Raw genomic sequence first — 15,593 nt, forward strand, 5'->3', positions numbered from 1 at the left:
GAATACTCTTTTTTGCGTTAAATTCTGGAATCTACCGAGTTGTGCCACACTCTTGTTTTATTTGGCCGCAAATCCATACTCCAAAATCTCATACTCCGCTTGAATCTGCTTGATAATCGGTTCGAAGTCCTCAATCTTCGCGTCTGGATGCTGTCTCATAAACGCTTCAGCATCCGAAAAAACTGTGGTTCCGATAGCACTCAATAACTTTTTCAAGATGGTTTTATCGACTCCTGGTCGTAACTTCATACGGTCCAGCACCGGTTCCTCTAAAGTTGTCAGTGACGTGGCGGTTTGTTGTTGCCACAGAGCACGTATTGCCGGTTGAATTTCTGCTGGCAGCACGTTCATTTCACCAAATGATTGTACCGACAATCGAAATTCATCGGGGTATTCCAGTTGCAGTTCAATCTTATAGCGAACAGCCCGCTCAATCATATCACCAAGGTCCTTAGCATCCGTCCAAACACTAAAGTCTGCCTGGTCCGTCAGCCGTTTAATCACATCCGTTACGGTGGCCAAATAGAGGTGCCCTTTGTCACCAAAGTAGCGGAAGACAATTCCCTTTGAGACCTCAGCAGTCTTCGCAATATCAGCCGTTTTAGCCTGCAGATAACCATTCTTAGCAAAAATTTTTGTCGCGCTAACTAGGATTCGCTCAACTTTTTTCGGATCCTTTGGAATGTCGGGATTCATTTCAACCATGCATCTATTCCCCCTCTAATTTTCAACTAAATCACGCCGTTGATATAACCCGTAACCCACTAATATTAACATGATGCTCAGAAGAACCAGCCAACCCGCTTGATCCCACTGAACCGGCTTCAGCGGTACTTTATTGATCCAGCCAAAGGGTGTTAACTGCTTTGTCCATTCTGGGAAATCCAGTAACCCACCAAGGTAAATCGACAATACCGCGTAGACTGGGATAACCCAGGCGATTTGCTGATACCTTGGCAGTACGCCTATCAGCACAGCAACAATACCGATCACCACCAGCACTGCTGGCGCGAAAGCCCAAAACGAGCGCATTAGCCGGCTTATGGCAAATGCATGCTTCGCTCCCTGACCACCCAGTGCCATGCCAAACGTGCCGGCGAACAGCGTCAACAAGCCAGTCACTAGTCCCACTAAGGTATAGGCACTGAATAAATGAGACCGAGAAACACTGCGGGCATGAATTGATTCCAACCAGCCTTTCCGTTCATCACCGTTAAGTCGCAGCATGGTCTCAATCGCTGGCACACTGGCACCAATGGCCATCATCACGCTCATCATAGCTGCAAACTGCAGGGTTGTAGTCCGACCTACTGCTGTCGCTGCATCAGGTCCCAGTATTTTGGCAATCATGGGACTATTTGTCATCATGTCGCCAATAGTATCGAACAAGGTGCCCATGCTGACGCCGTACACAGCAAGGCCAACAAACCACGCCAGCATACTGGTTCGTTCTAGCCGAAAAACCAGCGTCACCGGACCAGCCAATAATGCGCTAGCGTGACTGCGACCCGGTCGATCAGGCAATAGGCCGGAACCCAAATCCCGCTCTGAACTTATAACCAACGTGATAGCCAAGACCACAACGGCTAGGCCCAGCATATATAGCACTGGTGATACGCGATTTTCACCGTACGGATCAACCTTTTCCACCCAGCCGAAAACTGTCCACCAGGTGTATTTTACATTTTGAACATCCGTCATCGCTCTCAAAAGGTACAACAGACCAAGCAAACCATAACTCATGGTCGTGGCACCTCGAGAATTACTAGCCAACTGGGCGCAAAATAGCGTAAAACTACCGAACATCATTCCCAAAGCAGCAATGCCAATGCCAAATAACCAGTTTCCCGCAGCATCAGCACCATCCATATTGATGGCTTGCAGAGTCACTGCCGAGAGTAAGCCAGCTGCCACATTGATGATCAATAGTTCATAAATTGTTGCCAATAGCGGGCTTTGCCGGCCAACACTGTGAGCACGAACCATTTCTAACACCCCGTTGTCCTCTTGCGTCCGCGTATTTCGCACGGCAAAGAAGATGTTCATGATGGCCATTAATAATCCAGTAAACACCATCATGGAAGCCGCAAAAATAGCCGCCGTCGTATAGGGCTTTACCACGGTAAAAGGACCGAATAAAGCCGCCATAGACGGTGTATCCAACGCGGTTGCCAATGAAGCGACCTGCTTATCATTACCGCTCAAGCCAATAATTTTGCTGGCTCCGGAACCAACCATTGCCACGATACCTAAGAGCCAAACCATAATGGCGAACCGATCATGCCTAAGATACATCCGTGTCAGATACTCGGTTTGAGCCGTCTGATTACTTTTCATGCTCCTCAGTCCCCTCAGTGTTGTAATAGCGGATAAACAAATCTTCCAAGGTTGGCGGTGTGGTTTGCAACGTAACAATGCCACGCTTAACTAGCTCCGCCATTACTGCACCAATTTGCGCCGTATCAACGGCAAAAACGGCCTTATTGGCAATCTGTTCATCCGCTTTGAAGGCGTGCACGTCCGCTAACGTCTCGATACCTGCCAGTGCTTGCTTAGTTTGAACAACCACTTGCGTCCGGGTCAGCTGACGCATTTGATCCAAAGTACCAGTTTCCACAATTTCACCAGCTCGAATAATTCCGATCCGGTCACACATCCGCTCAACCTCGGACAAGATGTGGCTCGAAAGCAGCACGCTCTTACCCTGATGTTTTAAAGCTAACACCTGTTTTTGAAAGACTTCCTCCATTAAAGGATCTAATCCACTAGTGGGTTCATCAAAAATGTATAAGTCAGCATCCGTAGATAACGCCGCAATCAACGCCACCTTCTGCCGGTTACCTTTGGAGTAGGTACGTGATTTCTTCTTCGGTGCCAATTCAAATTCTTTGATCAGTTCATCCGTCTTCGCAGTATGTTTTTGATGATTCAACTTTAAGAGAAAATCGATCATCTCACCACCAGTTAAGTTAGGCCACAGATACACATCCCCCGGTACATAGGCGATTCGATTATGAATGGCGACGGCCTGCTGCCATACATCCTCGTTAAAAATCGTTGCCTGACCGCCACTGGCTTTTAGGATGCCCAGTAGCACCCGAATAGTGGTAGATTTACCAGCCCCATTTGGCCCAATAAAACCAAAGACTTCGCCTGGATTAACGTCAAAGGTAATGTCCTTTAACGCCTGAAATTTACCAAACGATTTCTGTAAATGATTAATGCTCACGACTGTCTGTGACATCGCTGTCCCCTCCTTATTAATCACGCTAATTTCGACCAATTCAAGATTTCACCCAGAGTATATTCTCTATTGACCAACAAGTCAATGACTAATGGGTCAATCAAAAAGTTAATTTTGAAACATCATCTTAGTTGACTTATAGTCAGCTCTAACCGCTATAATTAAACTAATAAATATATGAGGAGGAACAGCGATGACAATTCCAAACGTTTTACTAAATGATGGTCACCAACTACCCATGCTAGGGCTAGGAACGTACCAGATTCGCGGTGCTCAAGGTGTTGACCAGATTCTGTCAGCGATTCACGACGGCTACCGGTCACTTGATAGTGCGACTAATTATGATAATGAAGGTATCGTGGGTAAAGCGATTCGGCAAAGTGGTATTCCGCGCAGCCAGTTCTTCGTGGCTTCAAAATTACCAGGTAAATATCACCACTATGATGATGCCTTAGACGCTATCACAGAGTCGTTAGCCCGAATGGGATTAGATTATTTTGACTTATTCTTGATTCACTGGCCGCTACCGAAGCGTGATCATTACGTGGAAGCTTGGCGGGCCATGATCACAGCGCAAAAACTTGGGTTGATCCATACCATCGGTGTTTCTAACTTCATGCCAGAGCATCTGGATCGTTTGATTGATGAAACTGGTGTCACCCCTGCTGTTAACCAGATTGAAATTCACCCTTACTGGATCAACGAAGCCAACGTCCAAGCTGACAAAGACCGGGGCATCGCTACTGAAGCGTGGAGTCCATTGGGTCGCGGCAGCAACTCACTAAAGGAACCCGTGATTCTACAATTAGCCAAGAAGTACAATAAAAATGCGGGTCAAATTATCCTCCGCTGGCACACGCAACGGGGAATCGTGCCAATTCCTAAGTCCAGCAGTTTGGTTCATCAGCGCCAAAACCTCGATATTTTCGACTTTAAGCTGACTGATGATGAGGTGCAGGCCATTAATTCGCTAAATAAACCAGATGGCAGAACCACAAATCAGGATCCAAATGAGTACGAAGAATTCGACTAATTAAGGGTTTAAATAAGCGCTACCATTACCGCAAATTAAGTAGTTGACATTCAATCAATATCATTGTATTATAGCCTCAATCAAAAAAGGGGGTGATGCTTTGAGTTACGGAATAAGTCTTAAAGCATCAGCTACGGAGACTTCAGTTAAATAGCTGATACTTAAGAGAGGGTCCCACGAAATCTATTCGTGGGACTTTTTTGTTAGTGTGTGAAGCAACACGGGTTGACTCCAGAATACAAACAATAAAAAACGGGTATTCCTGCACTTGGGAATACCCGTTTTTTATTGTTTGTATGGCCGGAGTCAGTGTTGCTGAACACGATTCGGCTATAGAAAATCCATGAACCCAACGTTCCATTTAATTAATTACTGGTCCTACTGAACCGCCTCACCATTCTTAACCGCTGGATTAGCAGGTGCAGCTGGTACACTGTCCACGTTAATTTCTGATGCCGTAGATGTTTCCAGCATGTGCCAGTAAACTACCAACGAAACCAGAGATGCCAGTGCAACGTACCAGAAAAACATCGATTCCATGTTAACAGAACGTAACCAGAGGGCAACGTATTCAACGGTTCCACCAAAGAGGGCAACGGTCAGCCCATATGGGAAGCCAACGCCCAACGCCCGAATTTCAGTTGGAAACAGTTCTGCCTTAACGATGGCGTTGATTGAAGTATAACCAGAAACGATGACTACCCCAGCCAGCATCAAGAAAAAGGCTGCCCATGGCGAATGAACGTGCGCTAACAAACTGAAGATTGGTACAGTAAACACTGTGCCGCCAATTCCAAACCATAACAGTAATGGCTTACGCCCAATTTTATCTGACAAATGACCAAAGATGGGTTGCAGGATCAACATGATCAATAATGCAAAGAAGTTGATCACTGAAACTACGCGAGTATTGAGTCCAGTGGTGTTGATCATGAACTTTTGCAGATACGTAGTGTAAGCGTAAAAGGCAATCGTCCCACCAAAAGTTAACCCAACAACCGTGAAGAATTGCTTGGGATACTTAGCCAAAAGCGTTAAAGTACCAGCTTTCTTACTGTTTTTGTTTCTAGCTTCAAACTGATCGGATTCTTCCATGGAAAGTCGCAGCCACAGAACACCTACGGCTCCAAAGGCACCGATTACGAACGGGATCCGCCAGCCAAAAGCAAATAACTGTGCGTTAGTCAAAACGTTTTGCAACACAATTTGAACCAGCAATGCGAATAATTGACCTGAAATTAATGTGACGTACTGGAATGAGGAATAAAAACCACGACGTTTTGGCGATGCCATTTCTGATAAATAAGTGGCTGAAGTCCCGTACTCGCCACCAAGTGACAAGCCTTGGAACATCCGGGTAGCGACCAAAATAATCGGTGACCAAACACCAATTGATTTAAACGTTGGTGTAATAGCGATAATCAAAGAACCTGTCGCCATGATCGTTACGGATAGTGTCAGCGCTGCTCGGCGCCCTTTTCGATCCGCAAAACGACCCATCACAAATGACCCCAGTGGCCGCATCAGGAACCCAACGGCGAAAACTGCAGCAGTTGATAACAGTTCTGCCGTTTTATTTTCGGCCGGGAAAAAAGCAGCTGAAAAGTAAATTGCGAAAGAAGCGTAAACGTACCAATCGAACCATTCAATCATGTTACCTAGAGACCCTTTTAAGATATTAGCAGCAATTTGTTTTTCTGTTCGTGTCGATGTCTTGTCCATGCGCGATCCTCCTATGCATTAAAATATCATTAGATTATTAAATTCTAATTAGCATGTATTGTAACCTGACATGGTTAATTATTCAAGCACCGACTATTTATCATTTTTATGCAAAAGGCCTCTAAACCTTACTAGCAGTAACGAAACCGCTAACAAAAAAAATTTTTTAATGAATATTCTCAGTCCAAAGATTAAAGTTTAAAATGTTCGTGAAATTCCATTGAAACCCCGATAAATTGTGCCTATAATAGCTCACAAGGTATTGAAGCGAATAATGCATAATGTTTAATAGTCAACATTCGTTCTTTTCAACCCTTTCATAAAACTAAATAGTAAAGTGAGGTGGTTACATTTGTCGCAAACTTAGCGGAATATTCACTAGGTATGGCTCATAACCACGCCTAGAAGCCAAGGAGGAAAATCATACTTGGCTACTTAGCCGCCTTATACCTGGTTTCACTGCCCACCCTCTATTCCACCTGACAGTGTTGCCAATCTTGACATAACAGATATATCAAACGACTAAGCAGACGGTTGATGATGTTCAAGGAACTCAAGTCAATTCAAAGGGAGAATAACTAATATTATGGATCGCAATCAAAATGGCTTATTGTACGGACCAGACGATAAGGTGCCTTACACGCAAGCGGGTTTCTTAGGCTTGCAACACGTGCTTGCAATGGACGTGTACGTCGCACCAATTATCATGGCCGGTTTACTATCGATGTCTGTCGCGCAAAAGAGCGGTTTTTTACAAGCTGCCTTCATCGCCTGCGGTATCGGGACAATTTTACAGACGAAGTTCTTTCTAAAGTTGCCCGTGTCTCAAGGTCCATCTTTCGTTCCCGTGGGTGCCGTTGCTGGGATTTACTTAGCTAACGGTGGCGCACACGGCGGGATGGCAACCGTTTTAGGATCGTTAGTTGTGGGGTCATTTTTACTCATGGCGTTAGGCGTTACCGGCGTCTTTCAGAAAGTCATCTCCAAGTTAGTCCCAGCCATTGTTGGCGGAACCATTATCACTTGTGTGGGCTTATCACTACTACCAGGCGCTTTGAACGATAATATCTTTAAAGCAGCCGGCAACATTAACACTAATATGATCATTGCTGGTTCTACTGCTATTACCATGTTAATTGCCATTATTTTAAGTTCGCGGGTACCACAGTTAAGAAAGGCCCTCAAAGTCAGCTCAATCATTATTGCTTTGATCGTTGGCTCGGTAGTTGCTACCGCCATGGGCGTCTTCGACTGGTCATCCGTTAAAGCTGCATCATGGTTCAGCCTGCCCCAGTTCACGTCATTACACTACGGACTGCATTTTTCACTTCCAGCTATTTTAACGTTTGTGGTCATCTACTTAGTGTTAACGACTGAAACAACAGGCACTTGGTTTGCCATGAGCGCCGTTACAGGTCAAAAGATTACTAAGAAACAGTGGAACATGGGGATCATTGGCGAAGGTATCAGCTGTTTGCTATCAGCTCTGCTAGGTGCCACCCCGATGACTGGCTATTCAACTAATGCCGGCGTTATCTCCGTTACTGGTGTTGCCAGCAAACGGGTCTTCGTTTCCGCTGGTTTCTGGTTTATCATCCTTGGCTTCTGCGGTAAATTGTCAGCCTTCTTCGCTGCCGTTCCTGCACCCGTCATTGGTGGTGTTTATTCCATCATCTGTGTCATCATCATGTTAAACGGACTGAACGTTGTGCGTTACTTGAAGACTGGCGAAAGTGCCATCTACGTCATTGGTGTACCAATTGTTTTAACGATGGCGATGGTCTTATTACCCGCCAAAGTTGTCAGCGAAGCACCACAATTGCTGCAATATCTGCTAGGGTCACCAATTACGATTGCTGCCATTAGTGCGATCATTTTAAATCTATTAATGTCAAAAAAACAAACGGTGCCGGCCGAAACGACTGAAGCTGTTCAAGCGCCAGCTGGACGGTAACCGTGGAATAAACCGAAAAAAGCGCCTCACCTTATTGGTGAGACGCTTTTTTGATGATCCGTGTTGGTTTATTAACAGCTAATCCTTGCAAAAACGCAGTGGCTAAAATCAGGGCGCCACCCAGCATTTCCGGTAAACCAAAAGCGGTATGTAAAACGATAATGGACAAGAACGTGGCTGTTAAAGGTTCAAAGGAGCTGAGCATGCCCGTAGTTGCCGGTAAAATGTAATTCAAACTCGTCAAATAGAACAAGTAGGCAAACATGGTCCCAAAAGTAGCCACAAACAACACTGCTGACCACTCCAACATACTTAGTTTAGGAATCGGTGTTGTGATAATATGCGGCATGAAGACCAAACCGCCAATGAACATGGCCCAGCCAGTAACGATTTTGGCGTCATACTTTTTCAGCAGCCGAATGGGAATCAGCGTATACAGCGCCTGCCCCACCCCAGCCATGACACCCCAAAATACTGCAGCTGGCGCTAGTTCAAGACTATCTAAGCGACCCTTGGTAACCAATAAATAAGTGCCAAGTAGCGCAATCAGCATGGAAATCACATCGATCCGTCGTGGTAGCCGCCAATGCCGTAACGCTAGATAAACAATGATGAAAATTGGTCCAAGGAACTGCAGGATCGTGGCTGTTGGCGCGTTCCCATATTTAACTGCCATAAAATAAGAAAACTGCGACGGAATCATGCCACAAATGGCGAATATCACCAGCATTATCGCATCGTATCGATTTCGCCAAATCGAAATCAGTTCCTGAAAGTTACTGACGGCGCCCCAAACCACCAGTAAAATACCCGCGATGGCTAACCTGACGCCTACTAGCCAGCCTGGCTCAACAGCCTGATGGGAAAATAAGTATTGTGCGCCAACACCTGACATTCCCCATAACGTGGTGCCGGTGATGACAAAAGCGAGACCCTTATGTTTATCGGTCACATTCATTGACCTTCTTCCTACAATTAAAAGTTTCTGAGTATTATCTTAGATAAGTTTAAGGGCAAAGTAAACCTTCTTTTCACATGAAAACGCCTAACTTAAACTAACAAATCACGCAACTGTCCGTGGTTGCATTCGCTGGAAATCCTGCTACATCAGCGTTTCATGACGCATCCTTGAGTTGCGCAAAAAGCATCATTAAAATGCGTGTGTTTTCAGTCGTCATGTTTAATAATATAAGTAATCAAGACGAACTGTTTAGGAGATGACTAAGATGTTACTCGGACAACGTATTAAAGAAGAACGGGAAAATCACAACTGGACACAAGAAACTTTAGCAGATACGCTAAATATCAGTCGCCAGGCGATCTCAAAATAGGAACTAGGAACAGCCTATCCGGATGTTGAACGACTTGTACAAATGAGTGATCTGTTTCAAATTAGTTTAGACAGTTTGGTTAAAGGCACCGAAGCTCCTGAACCAACAGTCATCGCACCAGAACACCACATGAATTTTTGGGAGTTCGCAACGAAATACTGGTGGATACTTTTGGCTGTGGGCACTTGGCTGACTTGGTTTATTCCGGAAATCGTTCATTCAATCAAGTGACATAACTGTTATCTAGACTAAACGTGTTCGCCAAGGCAGAGACCTGCATAGAAGAAGCCCCCACCTTAAATCCAAGTTCGGGATTTGGTGCTTTGCTTTTATCTAGACTAAACGTGTTCACCAAGACAGAGACCTGCATAGAAGAAGCCCCCACCTTAAATCCAAGTTCGGGATTTGGTGCTTTGCTTCTATCTAGACTAAACGTGTTCACCAAGGCAGAGACCTACATAGAAGAAGCCCCCACCCTAAATCCAAGTTCGGGATTTGGTGCTTTGCTTTTATCTAGACTAAACGTGTTCACCAAGGCAGAGACCTGCATACAACAAAGTCCCACCACAAATCCAAGTTCGGGATTTATGGTGGGACTTTGTTGTACTCCGGTCTCTAAACGCCTTGGTTCACACTCTCTGCTGCGTGTTTCCCAGCATTTCTCCCCGAGTAGAAGGCGTACCCTACACAGGTACCAGGCATATTTGGACCGTACGTATCACCGGTCAAACCAGCAGCATCATTACCCGCTGCATAGAGGCCTTTAATTGCTTCACCATCTTCGTTCATCACTTCGTTTTGCGTTGTGACTTGCATACCACCCATGGTACAAAAGGCGCCAATGTTTAACTTGAAACCATAATATGGCCCGTGATCAACACTCACTAAATAGTCACTGTCCTTGCCAAATTGCTGATCGGCACCAGTTTCACAATAACTGTTATACGTGTTAACAGTATTAGTGAAAGTTTCAACTGGCACATCCATTTTTTCGGCTAATTCTTCAATGGTATCCGCTTTGAAGATGAATGGTTTCTTTGCTTCAACCGCAGCATCCAGTTCATCCTGGAGCTTAGTCATCTTTTCACCGCGCTTGACGTAAACGCCCAATCCCATGAAGTTACCGTCTTTAATCATGCGGTCAATGACACCTTGGTCAAGCACACTGTAAACTTGATTTTGGGTATACATCGCGTTACCGGCATACGAGAAGTTGTAAACGACAGATTCGTCCACAAACCGTTCACCCTTCTCATTGACCCAAAGCAGTGGCTGTTGGCCGGCTGCCGCGTTCATTTGTGAAGGCATCATCTTAAATGACGGTTCATCGGGATCCTTTAAATAGCCGCCGAATAACATGGCCATACCAGTACCATACTGCTTAGCACCCGTTTGCCAGCCCAAGCGTAGGCCGTCGCCGGTTCCCTTGCCAGAACTAACTGGAATCAGACGTGACGTGTCATAAGGTGTCAAATCCGCCATCATTTTTGCATTGTTCAAATAACCACCTGTCGCTAAAATGACTGCATTCGTTGAGATGTCTTGAGTTTCCTTAGTTTCCACTGATTGGATGGTAATCCCACAAATTGCACCATCATCGTCAGTATGCAGTTGCGTTGCAGTGGTTAACGTTAAGATTTCAACGCCGTTCTTCTCAGCTTTTGGTAACAATGCATCATGTAATACTGACTGACCCATGCCTTTATAAATATGCCAAGTTGCTTCACCCGCACCCATTGCTTGAACGCCTTCGTACTCAACGCCTTGTTCTTTCAACCACCGAACCGTATCGGCACTGTTATCAATGTATTTACGCCAAATCCGTGAATCAGCTTTAAACTTCGAATACTCGACTTCTTCTTTAAGGACATCCGTACCTGAAACTTTGATGCCCTGCTCCTTTTGAAGATAAGAGTCAACGGCAAACAAACCTTCAGTGTAGTTACTGCTACCACCGGTATGCCGGCCCTTCTCTAATAAAAGCACCTTGGCACCATTTTGAGCAGCTTCCAAAGCGGCTGAAGTTCCCGCAGCACCCGTACCAACAACGACGACATCATAATGATCATTCTGACTGATTGACATTAAATATCCCTCCACACGTTATGTTTATTATTGAGCATGAATCTCTAAAAAAAACTCTTATGCCCTCGAATAAAGCTTCGATGAGGTTATTATAGTGGTAGGATATGTTATCGAAAACAGCCATTTAGTTCTTCAGGCGAACTAATAGTATGAGTAAAAGGAGACAACTTATGGATCTAAACAGATTAAAAACTTTTTTAAAGGTTGCCCAGTACGGTAGTTTTAAACAGGTTGCAGACGAAGCCTTCATTACTCAGCGAGCCGTTTCTAAACAAATGAAGCAGTTAGAAGACGAACTCAACGTAACATTATTTCATCGTGGAAAAAACAAAGTTACCTTGACATCTGAAGGTCATCGTTTCGTTTCCTCAGCACAAGATATTGTGAATAACTATACGACCGCCCTAAACGATTTACATCGTTCAATCTCATCAGACCAGATGTTGCGCGTAGGATACTTCTCTGTATTTGAAAAAAAATTATTACAAAACGCACTTTATTCGCTACTCAAAGTGAACCCCAATCTCTCCCTTACCATTCGCGAAGGCAGTAACGAACATCTGACCGAAAGCGTGACAACTGGCAGCCTAGATTTAGCACTATCCATTAGTTACGGTCAGCCTGCCGTTTCACCTCAATCTAACCTCACCGTTCGGACTATTTTTACGGATGAAATGGTTATGGGGGTCAGCACGCTCAACCCGTTAAGTCAGCATTCTACCTTAACTGCACAGGACCTCTCTACGCTACCCATCCTCTATTACAGTCCCGAAACATCGACTTTCTTATTGGAAAGTTTTATGGCTAGTATGCCCTTTTTAGACGATTATAGCCGTATTCACCGCGTCACAAGTACCGAACAAATGGATATTTTAGTGGCACTCAATCAAGCATTCGCCTTTTATCCTGGTGGTCTGATTAATCACCACCGTACCAGTATGGATGGTCAGATTCAGTATTTGCCAATCAGCAGTGTGCTTTCTCAAAGTTATCATATCGTGGCGCTTTATAATCAGGTCAATCAAAATCCGATGCTGGAGAAGTTGTTGGGTGAGTTCTGAAATTCCTTTAATTTTACCTAGACTAAACGTGTTCGCCAAGGCAGAGACCTGCACAGAACAAAGTCCCACCACAAATCCAAGTTCGGGATTTATGGTGCTTTACTTTTATCTAGACTAAACGTGTTCACCAAGGCAGAGACCTGCACAGAACAGCACCCCACCACAAATCCAAGTTCGGGATTTATGGTGGGGTGCTGTTCTGTTTCGGTCTCTTAACGCCTTGGTTCACACTCTATTTTTCACTTCTCGTATAATCCGCAAACCCCGCAACATGATACTCCACGCCGCTCAGTTTTGGATTCACTAAGTGTGATTCTTTTACATAATATAGTGGGATAATTCCCGTTTGGTCTTGCAAGCGGCCCTCCGCCTGCCGCAAGTACTTCCAATAACTTGCTTGCGTTGGTGCCGCTTTGGCCTTATCAACCAAAGTGTCATAGGTCTTATCACTGTAATGACCAGGGTTCATCGTATTACCTGACGTCAAAATACCCAGGTAGTTGATTGGATCCGCGAAGTCCGCCAGCCAGTACCACTGACTCATGGTAAACTGGCCGTTGGTTTTACGATCCGCAAACCCCTTATCTGGCAAATTATTGATATCGACCTTGGCACCTTTAAGATTTTCTTGAATCTGACTTTGAACAAATTGCGCTACGTTCTTAGTCACATCTTGGTCATCACCAATAATCGACATTTTAACCGTACCGTTAGACCCAGTTTCCTTCAAGCCTTCAGCCCATAACTGCTGAGCCTTCTTCACGTTTGGCTTGTAAGTCGTACTGGTTTCTTTACTAAAATCACGGCCAGTAGTGGGATCCGTCGACGTTCCTGGACTAACAAAGCTGCTGGCAGGCGTTGACCCATCAGCAAGAACTTTGCTAACCAGTTGCTGCTTATCGATCACTAACGAAACAGCCTCACGCAATTTCTGATTAGCCATTGGCTGACCCTTACGCTGATTAAGCTGCAGATAATAAGTCCACGCCTTTGGAACTCGCTTGAGATCCTTATTTTTCTGCAGACTCTTAGCAGTAACACCAGAAATCGTAGCGTCATCTAATTTACCATTAGTAAACAAATTATGTGCGGTATTGGCATCCTTCACCGTCTGATAGTTAATCTCATCCAGCTTGATGGCGCTCTTATCCCAATAATGACTGTTCTTTACCAATGTGTATTTCGAATTCGTCCCCGTCCAACCAGTAATCTTAAACGCACCGTTTGAAACGGTATTCTTGGCAGAAGTCCCGTAAGCCTTAGTACCAATCTTTTCCACAAATTTCTTATCTTGTGGCATGAACACTGGCATAGCAACTAACTTATTGAAATAAGCCATTGGGTGATCCAGCGTAATGGTCAACGTCTTTTCACCCGTCGCTTTGATTCCCAGTGTCTGATACGACTTCTTTCCGGCAATAATCGCATCCGCATTCTTGATGCCACTGAAGATATAGGTATAAACCGGATTATTCTTTGGATTCAACGACCGTTTCCAAGAATACTCAAAATCCGCGGCGGTCACGGGATCACCATTACTCCACTTGGCATTTTTCCGAATGTGAAAGGTATACTGAGTCCCATCGGCCGTTGGCTTTTCAATCTTAGTCGCCATGGCAGGAACGGGCTGGTCCTTCGCATTCAGCCGATACAAGCCTTCAGAGATATTCGTCAGGGTATTGAATTCCGGCATGGTTGCCTGATTCGTATTATCCAAACTCGTTAAATCTGACGTCTGCATCAGCGCAATACTCTTCTTACTTCCCTGACTACTGTTATTGCCGCAGCCAGCTAACACAATGGTGGTGACTAAGGCAAAAGTACCTAGCAACCACTTAGATCTATTCTTCAATGGAATCCCCTCATTTCTTAAGGCATTCGGTTCGACTAATCCTATAATACATAACTTAGATATCAATTACCAAGAAGTATCGCTCAAAAATTAAAATTAGTCGTGTTCATCTTTTTCGGGCTTGATATAAAAGACCCGTGTTCCCGTATCGATCTGTTCTTGCAAAAGCTCCAATAGCAGGAGAACCCAGCCAAAAGTCAGAGTGAAGCCAATGATCTCGTACGCCGTTAATGATAAGTAACCCACAAACTTAAACAGAATCTCGGCCGTCACCAAGATGGCACCAACGGTATACGACATCCGCAAAAATTCTTTCGGTATTTTAGGCAAAAACCAGCGAATACCAACGATTAACACAATGATGAAATACACCAGAAACGCCGCTAAATGGTCATGAATATCGTGTGAAACCCTGTTATTCGGGAAAAAGCCCACTGCTCCCATATCAATCGCCATGGCCGTCAGGAGAATTCGTAAAATCAGTAAGCGCATGGAACGAGGGTGATTCGCGTTGATTGAAACGAAGATATAATCAATCAGCGCAACCATGATTAAAGCTGAAAACATCAGTGTCATATTAAATTGCCAGCTATTGTTAGCAAGGTGTGTTCCCAAAAAGCTCAGGTTGTACTGCCACCACTTCCGAGTACTGTTTGTGGCCATCGCGATGACTACCCCGCTCATGATCACCAACATAAAAATTCGGATCAGGGTTCGTGAAGAAGTAGAAACTGCAGCGTAAATCATGATGTAATTGATCATACTTTCAAAAATAAAGAAGATGATTGTTGCGGTCAGTCGATCAAACGTTGCGCCTTTAAAAATCGTTCCTAATAACCAAAATACCCCTAATAACGCCAAAGCCAGAATCAACCCGAACGATAGGATCACTACCGGGAAATTCCGCCAATAAATAGTTGCGGAGAATGCATTCGTTTGGCTTCGCCGTCCCCGAATAAAAAAGATCATAAACAGCAACGTCCCAATTACGACACCCATTAAAATCACAGTCGTCCCAAGTGAGGTATTCCCTGACATTGGAATTTGATTTCTATTTTTCATCGCAAAGAAAACGTTAAATGCCAGCGCACTAATTAGCGCTGGCGCTAAATACCACCAAAGTGATATCCGTTGGAATAGCGACATCTCACTAGCTTCAGTCGTTATCACGGCGTCATGGTTTCGTAATTCAATTTTGACACCCTCGCTATCCTTGATTTTAAGCTGTTCTGCTACCTTATCCGGTAATTCAATTTTCATATAATTTCTCCCAAAGTTTATTATCTCAGTTCATTTTGGGATAATTTGCGA

Annotated in this window: 14 protein-coding genes; 5 read left to right on the plus strand and 9 right to left on the minus strand. The window is 44.6% G+C overall.

The genetic code is table 11. The features are described from left to right. Positions 1-57: 57 nt before the first annotated feature. The 3 genes from AC6H04_RS06220 to AC6H04_RS06230 are packed head-to-tail and all read right to left on the minus strand — an operon-like array spanning position 58 to position 3,244. The gene (locus AC6H04_RS06220; protein WP_497570874.1) at positions 58-705 is read right to left on the minus strand and encodes a TetR/AcrR family transcriptional regulator; all 648 of its coding nucleotides are present in this window, start codon (positions 703-705) and stop codon (positions 58-60) included. Between the two features lie 15 nt (positions 706-720). Continuing rightward, the gene (locus AC6H04_RS06225) at positions 721-2,337 is read right to left on the minus strand and encodes an ABC transporter permease (protein WP_497570875.1); all 1,617 of its coding nucleotides are present in this window, start codon (positions 2,335-2,337) and stop codon (positions 721-723) included. Then, a complete protein-coding gene (locus AC6H04_RS06230) occupies positions 2,327-3,244 on the minus strand; it encodes an ABC transporter ATP-binding protein (RefSeq protein ID WP_497570876.1) in 918 nt (305 codons plus the stop codon). The genes AC6H04_RS06225 and AC6H04_RS06230 overlap by 11 nt, the downstream gene beginning before the upstream one ends. Before the next feature lie 193 nt (positions 3,245-3,437). On the opposite strand from AC6H04_RS06230, the gene AC6H04_RS06235 reads away from it, so the two are divergent. Continuing rightward, positions 3,438-4,277 (plus strand): aldo/keto reductase, encoded by an 840-nt coding sequence (locus AC6H04_RS06235; RefSeq protein WP_497570877.1) that lies wholly within the window; start codon positions 3,438-3,440, stop codon positions 4,275-4,277. Between the two features lie 378 nt (positions 4,278-4,655). On the opposite strand, the gene AC6H04_RS06240 is transcribed toward AC6H04_RS06235, so the two are convergent. Then, positions 4,656-5,999, minus strand: a complete 1,344-nt coding sequence (locus tag AC6H04_RS06240) for an MFS transporter (RefSeq protein WP_497570878.1) — start codon at positions 5,997-5,999, stop codon at positions 4,656-4,658. A gap of 586 nt (positions 6,000-6,585) precedes the next feature. Between AC6H04_RS06240 and AC6H04_RS06245 the strand changes: the two genes are divergently transcribed. After that, the gene (locus AC6H04_RS06245; RefSeq protein WP_497570879.1) at positions 6,586-7,953 is read left to right on the plus strand and encodes a uracil-xanthine permease family protein; all 1,368 of its coding nucleotides are present in this window, start codon (positions 6,586-6,588) and stop codon (positions 7,951-7,953) included. A gap of 31 nt (positions 7,954-7,984) precedes the next feature. Here AC6H04_RS06245 and AC6H04_RS06250 read toward each other — a convergent pair whose 3' ends face one another. Then, positions 7,985-8,911 (minus strand): DMT family transporter, encoded by a 927-nt coding sequence (locus AC6H04_RS06250; protein ID WP_497570880.1) that lies wholly within the window; start codon positions 8,909-8,911, stop codon positions 7,985-7,987. Between the two features lie 268 nt (positions 8,912-9,179). On the opposite strand from AC6H04_RS06250, the gene AC6H04_RS06255 reads away from it, so the two are divergent. Both AC6H04_RS06255 and AC6H04_RS06260 read left to right on the plus strand, forming a co-directional pair. Beyond that, entirely contained in the window at positions 9,180-9,284 is a 105-nt protein-coding gene (locus AC6H04_RS06255) for a helix-turn-helix transcriptional regulator (RefSeq protein ID WP_497570881.1), read from the plus strand. Between the two features lie 42 nt (positions 9,285-9,326). Further along, the gene (locus AC6H04_RS06260; RefSeq protein WP_497570882.1) at positions 9,327-9,515 is read left to right on the plus strand and encodes a hypothetical protein; all 189 of its coding nucleotides are present in this window, start codon (positions 9,327-9,329) and stop codon (positions 9,513-9,515) included. On the opposite strand, the gene AC6H04_RS06265 is transcribed toward AC6H04_RS06260, so the two are convergent. Both AC6H04_RS06265 and vprA read right to left on the minus strand, forming a co-directional pair. After that, positions 9,508-9,654, minus strand: coding sequence for a hypothetical protein (locus AC6H04_RS06265; RefSeq protein ID WP_497570883.1), 147 nt, complete (start codon positions 9,652-9,654; stop codon positions 9,508-9,510). The two genes, AC6H04_RS06260 and AC6H04_RS06265, sit on opposite strands and share 8 nt — an antisense overlap. Before the next feature lie 245 nt (positions 9,655-9,899). Further along, a complete protein-coding gene (gene vprA, locus AC6H04_RS06270; protein WP_497570884.1) occupies positions 9,900-11,369 on the minus strand; it encodes a vinyl phenol reductase in 1,470 nt (489 codons plus the stop codon). A gap of 170 nt (positions 11,370-11,539) precedes the next feature. Between vprA and AC6H04_RS06275 the strand changes: the two genes are divergently transcribed. Then, entirely contained in the window at positions 11,540-12,430 is an 891-nt protein-coding gene (locus AC6H04_RS06275) for a LysR family transcriptional regulator (RefSeq protein ID WP_497570885.1), read from the plus strand. A gap of 232 nt (positions 12,431-12,662) precedes the next feature. Here the strand turns inward: AC6H04_RS06275 and AC6H04_RS06280 are convergent, their stop codons facing one another. Both AC6H04_RS06280 and AC6H04_RS06285 read right to left on the minus strand, forming a co-directional pair. Beyond that, entirely contained in the window at positions 12,663-14,282 is a 1,620-nt protein-coding gene (locus AC6H04_RS06280; protein ID WP_497570886.1) for a peptide ABC transporter substrate-binding protein, read from the minus strand. A gap of 96 nt (positions 14,283-14,378) precedes the next feature. Next, complete coding sequence (locus tag AC6H04_RS06285; protein WP_497570887.1) at positions 14,379-15,542, minus strand: DUF998 domain-containing protein; 1,164 nt, start codon at positions 15,540-15,542, stop codon at positions 14,379-14,381. Positions 15,543-15,593: the final 51 nt, after the last annotated feature.

The organism is Secundilactobacillus sp. MJ173 (assembly GCF_059704265.1).

Coding starts and splice junctions, on each gene's coding strand:
- AC6H04_RS06220 (WP_497570874.1), bottom strand. CDS start 705: ATGGTTGAAATGAATCCCGACATTCCAAAGGATCCGAAAAAAGTTGAG.
- AC6H04_RS06225 (WP_497570875.1), bottom strand. CDS start 2,337: ATGAAAAGTAATCAGACGGCTCAAACCGAGTATCTGACACGGATGTAT.
- AC6H04_RS06230 (WP_497570876.1), bottom strand. CDS start 3,244: ATGTCACAGACAGTCGTGAGCATTAATCATTTACAGAAATCGTTTGGT.
- AC6H04_RS06235 (WP_497570877.1), top strand. CDS start 3,438: ATGACAATTCCAAACGTTTTACTAAATGATGGTCACCAACTACCCATG.
- AC6H04_RS06240 (WP_497570878.1), bottom strand. CDS start 5,999: ATGGACAAGACATCGACACGAACAGAAAAACAAATTGCTGCTAATATC.
- AC6H04_RS06245 (WP_497570879.1), top strand. CDS start 6,586: ATGGATCGCAATCAAAATGGCTTATTGTACGGACCAGACGATAAGGTG.
- AC6H04_RS06250 (WP_497570880.1), bottom strand. CDS start 8,911: ATGAATGTGACCGATAAACATAAGGGTCTCGCTTTTGTCATCACCGGC.
- AC6H04_RS06255 (WP_497570881.1), top strand. CDS start 9,180: ATGTTACTCGGACAACGTATTAAAGAAGAACGGGAAAATCACAACTGG.
- AC6H04_RS06260 (WP_497570882.1), top strand. CDS start 9,327: ATGAGTGATCTGTTTCAAATTAGTTTAGACAGTTTGGTTAAAGGCACC.
- AC6H04_RS06265 (WP_497570883.1), bottom strand. CDS start 9,654: ATGCAGGTCTCTGTCTTGGTGAACACGTTTAGTCTAGATAAAAGCAAA.
- vprA (WP_497570884.1), bottom strand. CDS start 11,369: ATGTCAATCAGTCAGAATGATCATTATGATGTCGTCGTTGTTGGTACG.
- AC6H04_RS06275 (WP_497570885.1), top strand. CDS start 11,540: ATGGATCTAAACAGATTAAAAACTTTTTTAAAGGTTGCCCAGTACGGT.
- AC6H04_RS06285 (WP_497570887.1), bottom strand. CDS start 15,542: ATGAAAATTGAATTACCGGATAAGGTAGCAGAACAGCTTAAAATCAAG.